This is a genomic window from Haemophilus sp. HN_Hi08 (assembly GCF_049824455.1).
In the GTDB taxonomy this organism is placed as follows: Bacteria; Pseudomonadota; Gammaproteobacteria; order Enterobacterales; family Pasteurellaceae; genus Haemophilus; species Haemophilus influenzae_D.
In genome coordinates, this window is sequence record NZ_CP187493.1 from 646,769 (window position 1) to 659,800 (window position 13,032).

Genomic DNA, 13,032 nt, shown 5'->3' on the forward strand with positions numbered 1-13,032 from the left:
CTCCAAAGCATAAATTACTTAAATTTGTCAATTTGTAGAGCAAAATCCGCTCCAACTAAATTTGAGTATTATGTTATGCCGATAAATAGAGAATCTCAAAGAGAAAATTCTAAAATTGTGATCAAGTTAAAATTTTTTTATAAAAAGTGCGGTAATTTTCAGCGACAAAAAAATCGGTGCGATGACGACACCGATTGCGTATAAAAATAAATGAAATTAGAACCGCACTTTTTTCAATCTTAAGGCGTTCATCAATACGGAAATTGAGCTCAACGCCATAGCAGCACCAGCGATTATAGGGCTAAGAAAACCGAAAGCGGCAAGGGGTATGCCGAGAATATTGTAAATCAAAGCAAAAAATAGATTTTGTTTGATATTTTTCAAGGTTGCTCTTGCAATAAAAAGCGCATCCACAAGTTGATTCACCGAATGTTGCATAAGCGTTGCAGAGGCTGTTTGTTCTGCAATATCTGAACCTGATTTCATCGCAAAACTGACGTTTGCAGAAGCTAAAGCAGGCGCATCATTTATTCCATCGCCTACCATTGCGACAATATGACCTAGATCTTTCAGCTTTTGGATTTGTTCCGCCTTATCTCTAGGACTGAGTCCACCAAAGGCTTTCTTAATGCCGAGCTGTTTTGCTATGTAATCAACGACAGATTGTTGATCACCACTCATAATTACGACATCAATATTTTGCTGTTGTAAGCGTTGAATGGCGTGCAAGCTATCGTTTTTTAAAGTATCCGTCAGTGCAAATGCACCGATGGGTTCATCATTTATGGATACTGCGACAATGCTCGCAATTTGCCAAATATCCTCTAAATTTTTAGGCAAGATTAAACCGCAATAATCAGGTTTACCGACTTTTATTGTTCCCACTTGTTCTAATTCGGCTTGAATGCCTTGACCCACTTCCATCTTTGAAAAAAGTGCGGTGGGAATTTCTAACATTTTTTGTTCTGCTGCTTGCACAATAGCTTTTGCAATTGGGTGGTTAGCTTGTCGTTCAACTGCTGCTGCAAAACGATACAAATCGTCTTCAGAATACACCGCACTTTGTGGCTGCCATAAAGCAGAGATTTCAAGCTCTCCTTTTGTTAATGTGCCAGTTTTATCAAGTACAACGGTATCCACGTGGGCGGTTTCCTCCATTGCAGCCGCATCTTTAAACCATACGCCAGCATTGACTGCTTTACCTAAACCAACCATTATGGCTGCTGGTGTGGCTAATCCCAAGGCACAAGGGCAAGCCATCACAAGCACGGATACCGCGTGAATTAGTGAAGACACACTATCATTCGTCAGAATATAAGTGAGTGCGAAAGTAACAAGTGAAATCACTAAAACGACAGGCACAAACACGGAAGCAACTTTGTCAGCAAATCGTGCGATTGGCGCTTTTGATCCTTGTGCATCTGATAATGCATTCATCATATCGCCAAGTAAGGTTTGGCTACCAAGCTGATTTGCTCGATAGATAATAGAACCTTCTGTTACCATCGCCCCCGCTAATACTTTTCCACCTTTCTGTTTTTCTTCTGGACGAGATTCGCCCGTTAAATGGCTTTCATCACACCATCCATTTCCACTTTCAATTATGCCGTCTGCCGCAATACGTTCGCCTTGATTCGCACGAATGATTTCGCCGATATTGACTTGGTCAAGAGCAATTTCACTCCATTTTTCATTACGTAAAACAGTGACTTTTTTCGGTGTCAGTTGCAAGAGCATACTCAAGCTATTTAAGCTATGCTTTTTAGTGCGATCTTCAAGAAATTTTCCAAGACTGACAAAACCAATTACCATTACAGAAGCTTCAAAATACACATGCCCCATTGCATGATCGGCGTGGTAAAACAACATGAAAGCAGAATAAAGATAAATAGTGAGCGTTCCTGTGCTGACCAGTACATCCATATTGGCAAGTCCACCACGAATACTACCGATTGCTCCGCGATAAAATGGAATGGCTAACCAAAGTTGCACAATGCTTGCTAATGCAAATTGCCAAATCGGCGGTAACATCAAGTGATGTGAGCCACTCATCATGCCAAGCATACCAATCAGAAATGGAATATTGATTATCCAAAGTATGATTAATCGCCAAGGGATTGATGTATTTTCTTCTATTGGTAATTCATTGGCTTGTTTGATATGAGCAGAAAAACCTGTTTTATGGATAATCTCGATAATTTGAGTTTCGCTTGCTTGCGTAGCGTCAAATACAACTTGTGCTTCTTCGACGGCAAAATTCACTCCCGCTTGTTGCACAAATGGTTTTTTATTTAAAACTTTTTCAATGCGATTGGCACAAGATTGGCAGGTCATCCCACCAATCTGAATTGAAATTTTTTTACTCTGTGGCGTCAAATCCAGCATCTTCAATGACCTCAATCAGCTGTGCAACATTGACTCGATTTTCATCAAAAGTAATATTTACTTTACCCTCTAATTGCACATCAGCAGATTGTACACCATCTAATTCAGTTAAAACTTGAGTAAGACTTTTTACGCAACAGCCGCAATGTATGCCTTTTATGTTTAATGTGATAGTTTTCATTTTTACTCCTTGTTAGTTGTTTTATTGATGAATGCGATTGGCAGGCCATCCCACCAATCTGAATTGAAATTTTTTTACTCTGTGGCGTCAAATCCAGCATCTTCAATGACCTCAATCAGCTGTGCAACATTGACTCGATTTTCATCAAAAGTAATATTTACTTTACCCTCTAATTGCACATCAGCAGATTGTACACCATCTAATTCAGTTAAAACTTGAGTAAGACTTTTTACGCAACAGCCGCAATGTATGCCTTTTATGTTTAATGTGATAGTTTTCATTTTTACTCCTTGTTAGTTGTTTTATTGATGAATGCGATTGGCAGGCCATCCCACCAATCTGAATTGAAATTTTTTACTCTGTGGCGTCAAATCCAGCATCTTCAATGACCTCAATCAGCTGTGCAACATTGACTCGATTTTCATCAAAAGTAATATTTACTTTACCCTCTAATTGCACATCAGCAGATTGTACACCATCTAATTCAGTTAAAACTTGAGTAAGACTTTTTACGCAACAGCCGCAATGTATGCCTTTTATGTTTAATGTGATAGTTTTCATTTTTACTCCTTGTTAGTTGTTTTATTGATGGTTAAACTATAAACCTTTACATAAGGTTAAGGTCAAGAAGTTTTTTATGAATATTAGTGAAGCCGCAAAATTAGTAGGTTTATCTACAAAACAAATCCGTGATTATGAAAAAATAGGGTTAATTAAACCCGCTGTTCGCAGTTTGTCAGGCTATCGAAATTATGGAGAAAGTGATTTAGAAAGGTTGCATTTTATTCGACACTCACGCAATGTTGGGTTTTCGTTACATCAAATCGCACAATTATTAGCACTACAAGATAATCCTAAGCGTAGCTGCCGAGAAGTGAAAGTGCTAACTGCTCAACATATTGCGACATTAAATCAACAAATAGAACAGTTACAAAAAATGGTACAAAAATTGCAGCACTGGCACGACAGTTGTCAGGGCAATGACAACCCTGAATGTTTAATTTTGAATGGCTTGAACGGATAAGTGAAAAGTGCGGTTAATATTCCCAGTTTTCTGGATCGACACCTAATTCACGCATAAGCACTTTGGCATCTTCAGGGATTTCATCATTACGCTCTTTCATTAAATCTGCATCGGTGGGTAAAGGTTGTCCTGTGAATGCGTGTAAGAATGCTTCACAAAGCAATTCACTGTTAGTTGCGTGACGTAAACTTTTTAATTGGCGGCGAGTGCGTTCATTCGTCAAAATTTCCAGTACTTTAATGGGAATAGATACTGTAATTTTTTTTACTTGCTCACTTTTTTTGCCGTGTTCTGCATAAGGGCTGATATATTTTCCGTCCCAATTCGCCATAATTTCCCTTAAGTGCTTATTGATAACCTTACAAATTGTCCGTATTCTAATTAAAAATCAAATAAATAACAATCTAGACGGCTAAACTTCCAAAATAAGTTCTTAAAAAAAGTGCGGTAATTTTTTATATTAAATGCTAATAAAAGCTAGACAGCGTAGGGTTTTAGTGGTAATTTACGCGCCATTCAAAGGGTGCAAGCCCACCATTCGAATAATCAATTCTTATTAATTCCAACATTTATTCATTATGCATTTAACAGAACTTAAAAATACGCCTGTTTCTGATCTTGTGAAACTCGGCGAGGAGCAAATGGGCTTAGAAAATTTAGCTCGTTTGCGTAAACAAGATATTGTCTTTGCAATCTTAAAACAGCACGCCAAAAGTGGCGAAGATATTTTCGGCGGTGGTGTGTTAGAAATTTTACCAGATGGTTTTGGTTTCCTTCGTTCTGCCGACAGTTCCTACCTTGCAGGCCCTGATGATATCTATGTTTCCCCAAGTCAAATTCGCCGTTTTAATCTTCAAACTGGTGATAAAATCGAAGGTAAAATTCGTCCACCAAAAGAAGGCGAACGCTATTTTGCACTTTTAAAAGTTGATCAAGTTAATGATGACAAACCTGAAGTTTCTCGTAGCAAAATCTTATTTGAAAACTTAACGCCATTACATGCTAACTCTCGTTTAAGAATGGAGAGAGGCAATGGCTCAACAGAAGATTTAACTGCCCGTATTTTGGATTTAGCCTCGCCAATTGGTAAAGGCCAACGTGGGTTAATCGTAGCACCACCAAAAGCGGGTAAAACAATGTTGTTGCAAAATATTGCGCAAAGTATCACGCATAATTACCCCGATGTGGAACTTATCGTATTATTGATTGATGAACGCCCAGAAGAAGTGACAGAAATGCAACGTTCAGTAAAAGGCGAAGTCATTGCTTCTACTTTTGATGAACCCGCAACTCGTCACGTTCAAGTGGCAGAAATGGTAATCGAAAAAGCGAAACGTTCTGTAGAGCATAAAAAAGATGTGGTCATTTTGCTTGATTCTATTACTCGTTTAGCGCGCGCTTACAATACAGTCACTCCAGCTTCAGGTAAAATTTTGTCTGGTGGTGTGGATGCTAATGCGTTGCATCGTCCAAAACGTTTCTTTGGAGCTGCACGTAATGTGGAAGAAGGCGGCAGTTTAACGATTATTGCAACAGCACTAGTTGATACGGGTTCGAAAATGGATGAAGTAATTTTTGAGGAATTTAAAGGTACGGGTAATATGGAATTGCACCTTTCTCGTAAAATTGCAGAAAGACGCGTATTCCCAGCCATTGACTTTAAACGCTCTGGTACTCGTAAAGAAGACTTACTCACAACAGCGGACGAATTACAAAAAATGTGGATTCTTCGTAAGATTCTTAATCCAATGGATGAAGTGGATGCAATGGAATTCTTGATTGATAAGCTGATGATGGCGAAAACCAACGAAGAGTTTTTTGAAGTGATGAAACGTTCGTAAAAGCAACCGCACTTTTATGAAGAACAAGGGGAAAATATTATGTTTTCCCCTTTTTAATATCCGTAATATTTGACGAAATAAATGATGACAGCTGATAAGTTCATAAAAGGGGCAAAAGGTATAAATTCTTTTTTCTTTTTATGAATAAGCGAAAAACATATTCCAAGCACTGAGGCTAATAATAAAAAGTGCGGTAAGGTTTCTAAACGAATAAAACTTCCTAATGCCATTGCTAGCCAATAATCTCCCCGTCCAAAGGCTTCTTTTCTGTAATAACATTTTGCAATCCAATAGATTGCGTAGAAAACAATAAAAAAACTAGCCGCACTTTTTATGCTTTCAGATAACGTTAGCAATGAAAAGTTATTGTCTGCTCCAAATAATCCTAGAGTAAGTAACCATAAACAGGGTGTCGTAGAAATAAGTTGATAGTGCCAATCAAGATAACTGATTGTCCAAAGAATAATAAGTGTGAGTCCGATCCATACAGTAAAAATAGAATCTTTGAAGGCAATTTGTAAAAATATAAATCCAACTCCAACACTTAAAAAATACCTCAAAATATGACCGCACTTTTTTTGTTGAATAGAGGCAAAGTGCGGTTGAAATGGAGAACGGTTTTGTGGAAATAATTCAACGTAAGTCGCATAAATCTCTTGCTGCAAATGCGTAATAAAACCAGATAGGTAGAACCACAATGCGATCCCTAAGATACCGCCTAATAAAAACATTATGAAATAAATCATTGAATAACAGAACCCATATTAAAGATAGGTAAATACATTCCCATCATAATAATTCCAATCAGGCTTCCGATGATTACCATCATTAATGGTTCTAGCATTTGTGAGAGGAAGTCAATTTGATGATTAAGTTTTTCTTGGTAATTATCCGCGATATGCTCTAGCATCAAAGCGAGTTTTCCGCTTTGCTCGCCAATTTGTAGCATTTGTTGTGCTTCCATCGGGAAAAGATCGCTACTTACGCTATTAGAAAACGCATAGCCTTGAGAAACCCATTGCAAAATTGACCGCACTTCTTTATCTAATACCATATCGTTTACAAGCGTTTTCTTGGTTTGCCAAGTTTGTGTGCGAGGAAGAAAACTGTCTAGTGCCTGATTAAGCGGTACGCCAGCCTGCAACATAATTTGTAAACTTTGACTAAAGTTCACTAAACGTGAAAGCTTTTGAATTGTGCCAAAAATAGGCGTGATAGAAATAAGTTGATTTTTCTTTTGATGAAACCAAGTCTGGCGTTTTAGATAGAAGTAATAAAATAGAAAAAAACTAAAAGCGAAAAATAGCAAAATGCCAATATTTTGCTTAAGAAAATTAGATATTGAGAGCAATATTGCGGTTATTGTTGGTAACTCAGCATTATTGCCACTGTACATTTCAGCAAATTGAGGCACGATAAAAAGCAGTAATGCGAGTGTCAATAATAGAGAAATTCCCAATACCATTGAGGGATATAACATAATTTTCTGTAATTTACGTTGCAATGCTAAAGATTGGCTACGATGCGTGGCTATTTTTTTACAAACAACGGAAAGTTTTCCCGTCATTTCTCCCACTTGAATCAGTTGAATTTCTTGTTGAGTAAGATATTTCCCTTGTTGTTCAATGGCTTGTGAGAATGCTAAACCAGATTCAATAGATTGAAGTAGTCGTTCAAGCCATTCATTGAGCATAATTTGAGTACAATTTTGTTGCAAAATTTGCAGACTGTTTTTTAACGGAATAGCGGACTGTAGCAACGTGGCTAATTGATTGAGTAATTCACTAATTTCTGAATTTTTGGGCTTTGCCCCAAATTGCCAGTTTTGTTGTAATTTGATGTGAGTAAGCCCGCGGCTTATTAATTGAAAGTGTGCTTGTTGTTTTGTATCCGCAATAATTGAGCCTTTTTGTTCCTGATTTAATGCGTTACTAGCTTGATAATAAAAGAGTTTTTTAGTCATGAGTTTTTACCTAGCACACGTTCAAGTTCTTTATTATCCGTCATTCCTTGATTAACTTTTTCTAAACCACTCGCATGTAAATTTTTAAAATCCGTTTGATAGCCATTCTGCTGCCAATGTAGAAATTGATACACGCCGATTCGACCTTGATAACCTTGATTGCAATCACAAGAATTTATTAAATTTCCACCGCACTTTGGACAGATTTTTCGTACAAGACGTTGCGCAATAACGAGCAGTAAGCTGTTTTCAATTTCATACTGTTGAATACCAAGTTGTTGTAATCGAGAAATGGCAGATATCGCATCATTGGTATGTAAAGTTGAGAGTACTAAATGCCCGGTTTGGGCGGCACGTAGTGCAATCATTGCACTTTCTTCATCGCGAATTTCGCCTAGCATAATAATATCGGGATCTTGGCGTAAGAAAGTGCGCAATAGACGGCTAAAATCTAATCCAATCTGTGGGTTAATTTGGCTTTGAATAATGCCATCCAGCTCAATTTCAATGGGATCTTCAGCAGTCATAATATGTTTATCAGGCGTATTTAGCCACTGAAGTGCGGTGTAAAGTGAGATACTTTTTCCACTTCCTGTTGGACCAGTGACTAAAATTAATCCTTGTGGCTGGCTAAGTGCGTGTTGAAATGCTTGTTGCTGATTTTCTGTCATACCTAATTCAGAAAAGCTAAGTTCTACTGGCTTATTTTGTTGCGCTCGCAACACGATTTTTTCGCCCCAATGGGTTGGTAAGGTTGAAAGGCGAAAATCAAGAATATCGGAAAAAGTCGTTTTAAATTGAAATCGCCCATCTTGTGGAAGTCGATTTTCACTAATATCTAATTTAGCCAGTAATTTTAAGCGTGAAATAATACGATTGGCGAATATTTTGCTTATTAAGGGTTGTGGTTGTAAAACACCATCAATTCTAAACCGCACTTGAAATTGATCAGCCAAGGTTTCTAAATGAATATCAGAGGCATTTTTTTGTAAGGCAGATTCAAAAATCTGATTAAGTAAGCGGATAACAGGTTCATCATCTTCTTGTTCAAAATGGGTCTCTTGATGTTGATAGAATTTAACTTGTTCTTCCACTTGCATTTGGCGCGGAGTAAGTTGTTGTAACAGTTCTTTGAGTTGGCTGCTTTCTAACAAAATTGGTTCGACAGGTTTTCCCGTTATAAACGCAATGGTTTCACAGGCGGAAAGATTAGAAAGGGAATCGACACCTAACCAAAGACGATTATTTTCTTCTTTGAGTGGTAACGCAAAATAACGTAAGAGCAGAGACTGTTGTTGCTGATTACGTTCCCATAAATCTGGCGAGATCGTAAATACCTCGCCATTTTGAGCAATTACACGCTGAGTATGAAGTAAAGCATAGCTCGTCATTGTGTGACACTTCCGCAAAAATTTGCAGGAAATAAAGAGGCATCCGTTCCTTTGCAGGTTGTTGTCCAAGTTACACCTGCTGCAGCATTACCTGTAGCTTGCAAAATATATTCTATATTTGCCAATGTGCCATTCCCTTTTACTGTAATGCCACCTGATTGAGTGATAACTGAGGCTACATAGCCTTTTGCTGTCTTTATATCCGCTGCAATACCATTTTTTCCCCCTGTACAGCTTGTTGTTTCATTTGTGCTATATACACATAATTCCACATCAGCCTTATAAGGCGCAGACGCTTGCAGTAATTCGGATACCGCAGCTTTTTTGGTATAATTTTGATAAGAAGGAATTGCGATGGTGGCTAAAATAGCAATAATTGCAATCACAATCATTAGCTCGATTAATGTAAAACCTTTTTTCAAGGTTTGCTGTGTTGTTAGTTTCATTCATTTTCCTTTTATTAAGCCTTTGTTGGCAACGACATTGTGAAAAGGAAAAATTTGTTTGTAAAATTGACCGCACTTTTTCTGCGATCCTGATCGCAAAAAAAGGAAAAATGTATGCGAAAAATAAAAGATATTGAGAAAGGATTGCTGACCGATTGTCGGCAAATTCCATCTCCGCATTTTGATAAACGCCCAGATTTACAAGATATTTCACTTCTGGTGATCCATTACATTAGCTTACCGCCAGAACAATTTGGTGGCGGATATGTGGATGATTTTTTTCAAGGGAAATTAGATCCTAAGATTCATCCTTATTTTGAAGAAATTCATCAAATGCGTGTTTCTGCCCATTGTTTGATTGAACGAAATGGGCGAATTACGCAATATGTCAATTTTAATGATCGCGCTTGGCACGCAGGCGTATCGAATTTTCAAGGACGAGAAAAATGCAATGATTTTGCCATTGGAATTGAGTTGGAGGGGAGTAATGAACAGCCTTTTACCGACGATCAATATTTTTCATTGCAAGAACTTACCAATGTAATAATGAAAAGTTACCCGAAGATTACGAAAGCTCGAATTGTTGGACATTGCGATATTTCGCCGAAACGTAAGATCGATCCTGGTCAATATTTTGATTGGGAACGTTATTTATCCAGTGTGAAATAATCTGTATAAAAATTAAACATCAAATTTTGGGTATTCTGTGTATTCTAAATGCATTCATTCTTTTACTTCTAACCAGTTGAATTAAAAGGAATAAATTTAAAGCTGAAATTTTATTAAAAAAGTTAATTTGAGTTATACAACATTACAGATTTTCTCAACCACAATTTTATCCACAGAAATATTGAATAACTCAAAGAGATGGTAAAAAGATCTTTTGTGAATAAAACCATTTTAAAAATTGTATTTTTTTACCGCATTTTCTTCCATTTTTGTATGTAAAAAGTGCGGTTTATTTTTATTTAAGATCTTTTGGTTACAAATAACCCGATTTATTTTGAAGTTTGATGTGATAAGGATCTTTGCCCTCTTTTTACGAGATCAATTCACAATCAAAAATCCATTATTCACAAGTTATCCACAACATAGATACTTTTCGTCATATAAACAAAATAAGAATATTTTGTTGTCTAGAATTTTCCCCTCTCCGTAAAAATTGTGTATTTTTAACCGCACTTTAGGTTTAAACCCAATGTACGGTTATTTTTATTGATTTTCGTCTTTTCGATTTTTGCGATTTTTTCCAAAATATGATACTTTTTCGCCGTCAATAAGACATCAAACACAAATCAATATGAACGACGAACAGCAAAATTCAAACCAATCTGAAAATACAAAAAAACCTTTTTTCCAATCTTTATTTGGTCGCTTTTTTCAAGGCGAATTAAAAAATCGTGAAGAACTTGTGGAAGTGATTCGCGATTCAGAACAAAATGATTTAATTGATCAAAATACGCGTGAAATGATTGAAGGCGTGATGGAAATTGCGGAACTTCGTGTTCGCGATATTATGATTCCTCGTTCACAAATTATTTTTATTGAAGATCAACAAGATTTAAATACTTGTTTAAACACAATTATTGAATCCGCTCATTCTCGTTTTCCTGTGATTGCCGATGCGGATGATCGCGATAATATCGTGGGGATTTTGCACGCAAAAGAGTTATTAAAATTTTTACGTGAAGATGCGGAAGTCTTTGATTTATCTTCATTATTGCGCCCCGTCGTGATTGTGCCAGAAAGCAAAAGAGTGGATCGTATGTTGAAAGATTTCCGCTCAGAGCGTTTTCATATGGCCATTGTGGTGGATGAATTTGGTGCGGTATCAGGTCTTGTTACTATTGAAGATATTTTGGAACAAATTGTTGGCGATATTGAAGATGAATTTGATGAAGAAGAAGTCGCGGATATTCGTCAGCTTTCTCGTCATACTTATGCGGTGCGTGCGCTCACAGATATTGATGATTTCAATGGACAATTTAATACGGATTTTGATGATGAAGAAGTGGATACCATTGGCGGTCTGATTATGCAGACTTTTGGTTATTTACCAAAACGTGGGGAAGAAATTATTTTGAAAAATCTTCAATTTAAAGTGACTTCTGCAGATAGTCGTCGATTAATTCAACTTCGAGTCACAGTGCCAGATGAACATTTGGCAGAAATGAATAATGTAGATGAAAAATCTGAATAGGATTTTATTATCAATTAAATTTATGAATAAATATTTTACTTATCTTATTGCGATTATATCAGGTTTACTCGGCGTTTTTGCCTTTTCGCCATTTGATTATTGGCCTTTAGCCTATGTTTCTTTACTCGGTTTACTTTATGTCGCTAAAAATCCTAAAAAATCCACCGCACTTTTATCCACTTTCTTGTGGGCGATGGGATTTTTCTGCTTTGGAGTAAGTTGGCTTAATGTCAGCATTCATCAATTTGGTGGTGCGTCTTTAGGGGTAAGTTATTTCCTTGTCGGTTTACTTGCGGCTTATCTTGCGCTATACCCGATGCTGTTTACCTATTTGGTTCATCATTTCAAAGTGCAAAGTGCGGTAATTTTTGCCGTGATTTGGACATTGACAGAATTTTTACGGGGTTGGATTTTTACTGGTTTTCCTTGGCTTCAATTTGGTTATACACAAATTGACAGCCCATTTTATGGCATTGCCCCTATTTTTGGCGTAACAGGATTAACGTTCTTTACTGTTTGGGCAAGTGCGGTAATTTTTAATCTCGTTTCCTCTTTGTTTAAAACGAAAAACCTTAAATTAGTTTTAGCGAATGCTTTGTTATTGATCATCGTGGGGGGATTAAGTGCTTATTCATCCCGAATTCACTTTGTAAAATCTGTTGAAGATAAGGCAATTTCAGTCACGCTTGCACAAGGTAATATTGAACAAAATCTTAAATGGGATCCTAATTATTTCTATTCTACTTTGGCAATTTATCAAAAATTAATCGCAGAAAATCTTGGTAAAACAGATTTAATTATTTTGCCTGAATCAGCCTTACCAACCCTTGAAAATGCGATTACGCCATTTTTTGAGGGATTAGAGCATGCTGCTAAAGAAACGAAAACGGAGATTATGATTGGAACGGTATTCCAAGATACAAAATCTGGTAAGTTATTAAATTCAATTATGACTGCTGGAAACCCAGATTTTCCTTATCAACCAAATACGCAAAATCGTTATAATAAACATCATCTTGTGCCTTTCGGGGAATATGTTCCGCTAGAAAGTATTTTGCGACCACTTAATTCAGTGTTTAATTTACCAATGTCAGCATTTCAAAGTGGAGAGGCTGTTCAACCCTCTTTAATCGCAAAAAAACGTGCTTTTTCGCCAGCAATTTGTTATGAAATTATTTTCGGCGAGCAAGTGCGACAAAATTTGAAACAAGATACGGATTATTTGCTCACGTTATCTAATGATGCGTGGTTTGGCGATTCTATCGGGCCTTGGCAACATTTACAGATGGCAAGAATGCGTGCTTTAGAGTTAGGCAAACCGCTTATTCGTGCAACGAATACGGGGATTTCAGTTTTCGTTGATGCGCAAGGTAAGGTATTAGCGCAGGCACCACAATTTATTGAAACAACTTTGACTTATAAGATTGCACCTACAGAAGGCAAAACCCCTTATTCTGTATTAGGAAATATGCCTTTGTATGCTTTGTCTTTATTGTTTTTACTCTTGCACAGTATGATGGCGTTTATTCGTCGTAAGATGAATATCCAATAAAAACACCAGTTAAAATGACCGCACTTTTTCACTCATATAAATAAACATT

At 36.9% G+C, this 13,032-nt stretch carries 14 protein-coding genes; 5 read left to right on the forward strand and 9 right to left on the reverse strand.

From position 1 onward, the window contains the following. Positions 1 to 216: 216 nt before the first annotated feature. From ACPT8O_RS03220 to ACPT8O_RS03235, 4 genes are all read right to left on the reverse strand, one after another. Positions 217 to 2,385, reverse strand: a complete 2,169-nt coding sequence (locus ACPT8O_RS03220; RefSeq protein ID WP_425623340.1) for a heavy metal translocating P-type ATPase — start codon at positions 2,383 to 2,385, stop codon at positions 217 to 219. Then, positions 2,360 to 2,566, reverse strand: coding sequence for a heavy-metal-associated domain-containing protein (locus tag ACPT8O_RS03225; RefSeq protein ID WP_005666693.1), 207 nt, complete (start codon positions 2,564 to 2,566; stop codon positions 2,360 to 2,362). The genes ACPT8O_RS03220 and ACPT8O_RS03225 overlap by 26 nt, the downstream gene beginning before the upstream one ends. A gap of 74 nt (positions 2,567 to 2,640) precedes the next feature. Next, positions 2,641 to 2,847 (reverse strand): heavy-metal-associated domain-containing protein, encoded by a 207-nt coding sequence (locus ACPT8O_RS03230; protein ID WP_005666693.1) that lies wholly within the window; start codon positions 2,845 to 2,847, stop codon positions 2,641 to 2,643. A 73-nt stretch (positions 2,848 to 2,920) separates the two neighbouring features. Then, entirely contained in the window at positions 2,921 to 3,127 is a 207-nt protein-coding gene (locus ACPT8O_RS03235) for a heavy-metal-associated domain-containing protein (RefSeq protein WP_005666693.1), read from the reverse strand. 76 nt (positions 3,128 to 3,203) lie between these two features. Here ACPT8O_RS03235 and cueR point away from each other — a divergent pair, with 76 nt between their 5' ends. After that, positions 3,204 to 3,590, forward strand: coding sequence for a Cu(I)-responsive transcriptional regulator (gene cueR / locus ACPT8O_RS03240; protein ID WP_005648963.1), 387 nt, complete (start codon positions 3,204 to 3,206; stop codon positions 3,588 to 3,590). 13 nt (positions 3,591 to 3,603) lie between these two features. Here cueR and metJ read toward each other — a convergent pair whose 3' ends face one another. Continuing rightward, positions 3,604 to 3,921, reverse strand: a complete 318-nt coding sequence (gene metJ / locus ACPT8O_RS03245; RefSeq protein WP_021035707.1) for a met regulon transcriptional regulator MetJ — start codon at positions 3,919 to 3,921, stop codon at positions 3,604 to 3,606. Positions 3,922 to 4,168: 247 nt separating this feature from the next. Between metJ and rho the strand changes: the two genes are divergently transcribed. Then, complete coding sequence (rho, locus tag ACPT8O_RS03250) at positions 4,169 to 5,431, forward strand: transcription termination factor Rho (RefSeq protein ID WP_005648966.1); 1,263 nt, start codon at positions 4,169 to 4,171, stop codon at positions 5,429 to 5,431. Between the two features lie 53 nt (positions 5,432 to 5,484). Here rho and ACPT8O_RS03255 read toward each other — a convergent pair whose 3' ends face one another. From ACPT8O_RS03255 to ACPT8O_RS03270, 4 genes are read right to left on the reverse strand one after another with little or no spacing between them, the layout of a single operon-like run. Continuing rightward, complete coding sequence (locus ACPT8O_RS03255) at positions 5,485 to 6,177, reverse strand: prepilin peptidase (RefSeq protein ID WP_041175383.1); 693 nt, start codon at positions 6,175 to 6,177, stop codon at positions 5,485 to 5,487. Then, entirely contained in the window at positions 6,174 to 7,394 is a 1,221-nt protein-coding gene (locus ACPT8O_RS03260; RefSeq protein WP_021035705.1) for a type II secretion system F family protein, read from the reverse strand. The genes ACPT8O_RS03255 and ACPT8O_RS03260 overlap by 4 nt, the downstream gene beginning before the upstream one ends. Next, positions 7,391 to 8,785 (reverse strand): GspE/PulE family protein, encoded by a 1,395-nt coding sequence (locus ACPT8O_RS03265; protein ID WP_094037832.1) that lies wholly within the window; start codon positions 8,783 to 8,785, stop codon positions 7,391 to 7,393. Before ACPT8O_RS03265 ends, ACPT8O_RS03260 begins: the two co-directional genes overlap by 4 nt. After that, entirely contained in the window at positions 8,782 to 9,231 is a 450-nt protein-coding gene (locus tag ACPT8O_RS03270) for a prepilin-type N-terminal cleavage/methylation domain-containing protein (protein ID WP_021035703.1), read from the reverse strand. Before ACPT8O_RS03270 ends, ACPT8O_RS03265 begins: the two co-directional genes overlap by 4 nt. Positions 9,232 to 9,345: 114 nt before the next feature. Here ACPT8O_RS03270 and ampD point away from each other — a divergent pair, with 114 nt between their 5' ends. The 3 genes from ampD to lnt all read left to right on the forward strand — a co-directional run bounded on the left by ampD (position 9,346) and on the right by lnt (position 12,983). Next, positions 9,346 to 9,900, forward strand: coding sequence for a 1,6-anhydro-N-acetylmuramyl-L-alanine amidase AmpD (ampD, locus tag ACPT8O_RS03275; RefSeq protein ID WP_021035702.1), 555 nt, complete (start codon positions 9,346 to 9,348; stop codon positions 9,898 to 9,900). 631 nt (positions 9,901 to 10,531) lie between these two features. After that, positions 10,532 to 11,431, forward strand: a complete 900-nt coding sequence (corC, locus tag ACPT8O_RS03280) for a CNNM family magnesium/cobalt transport protein CorC (RefSeq protein WP_021035700.1) — start codon at positions 10,532 to 10,534, stop codon at positions 11,429 to 11,431. A 22-nt stretch (positions 11,432 to 11,453) separates the two neighbouring features. Further along, on the forward strand, positions 11,454 to 12,983 hold the full coding sequence (lnt, locus tag ACPT8O_RS03285) for an apolipoprotein N-acyltransferase (RefSeq protein ID WP_021035699.1): 1,530 nt from the start codon (positions 11,454 to 11,456) through the stop codon (positions 12,981 to 12,983). The last annotated feature ends 49 nt before the right edge of the window (positions 12,984 to 13,032 follow it).

Bases quoted from the DNA above. Each gene is read 5' to 3' on its own strand.
- ACPT8O_RS03220 (WP_425623340.1), bottom strand. From the start codon at position 2,385: ATGCTGGATTTGACGCCACAGAGTAAAAAAATTTCAATTCAGATTGGT.
- ampD (WP_021035702.1), top strand. From the start codon at position 9,346: ATGCGAAAAATAAAAGATATTGAGAAAGGATTGCTGACCGATTGTCGG.
- metJ (WP_021035707.1), bottom strand. From the start codon at position 3,921: ATGGCGAATTGGGACGGAAAATATATCAGCCCTTATGCAGAACACGGC.
- ACPT8O_RS03265 (WP_094037832.1), bottom strand. From the start codon at position 8,785: ATGACGAGCTATGCTTTACTTCATACTCAGCGTGTAATTGCTCAAAAT.
- ACPT8O_RS03235 (WP_005666693.1), bottom strand. From the start codon at position 3,127: ATGAAAACTATCACATTAAACATAAAAGGCATACATTGCGGCTGTTGC.
- corC (WP_021035700.1), top strand. From the start codon at position 10,532: ATGAACGACGAACAGCAAAATTCAAACCAATCTGAAAATACAAAAAAA.
- ACPT8O_RS03255 (WP_041175383.1), bottom strand. From the start codon at position 6,177: ATGATTTATTTCATAATGTTTTTATTAGGCGGTATCTTAGGGATCGCA.
- ACPT8O_RS03270 (WP_021035703.1), bottom strand. From the start codon at position 9,231: ATGAAACTAACAACACAGCAAACCTTGAAAAAAGGTTTTACATTAATC.
- ACPT8O_RS03260 (WP_021035705.1), bottom strand. From the start codon at position 7,394: ATGACTAAAAAACTCTTTTATTATCAAGCTAGTAACGCATTAAATCAG.
- cueR (WP_005648963.1), top strand. From the start codon at position 3,204: ATGAATATTAGTGAAGCCGCAAAATTAGTAGGTTTATCTACAAAACAA.
- rho (WP_005648966.1), top strand. From the start codon at position 4,169: ATGCATTTAACAGAACTTAAAAATACGCCTGTTTCTGATCTTGTGAAA.
- ACPT8O_RS03230 (WP_005666693.1), bottom strand. From the start codon at position 2,847: ATGAAAACTATCACATTAAACATAAAAGGCATACATTGCGGCTGTTGC.
- lnt (WP_021035699.1), top strand. From the start codon at position 11,454: ATGAATAAATATTTTACTTATCTTATTGCGATTATATCAGGTTTACTC.
- ACPT8O_RS03225 (WP_005666693.1), bottom strand. From the start codon at position 2,566: ATGAAAACTATCACATTAAACATAAAAGGCATACATTGCGGCTGTTGC.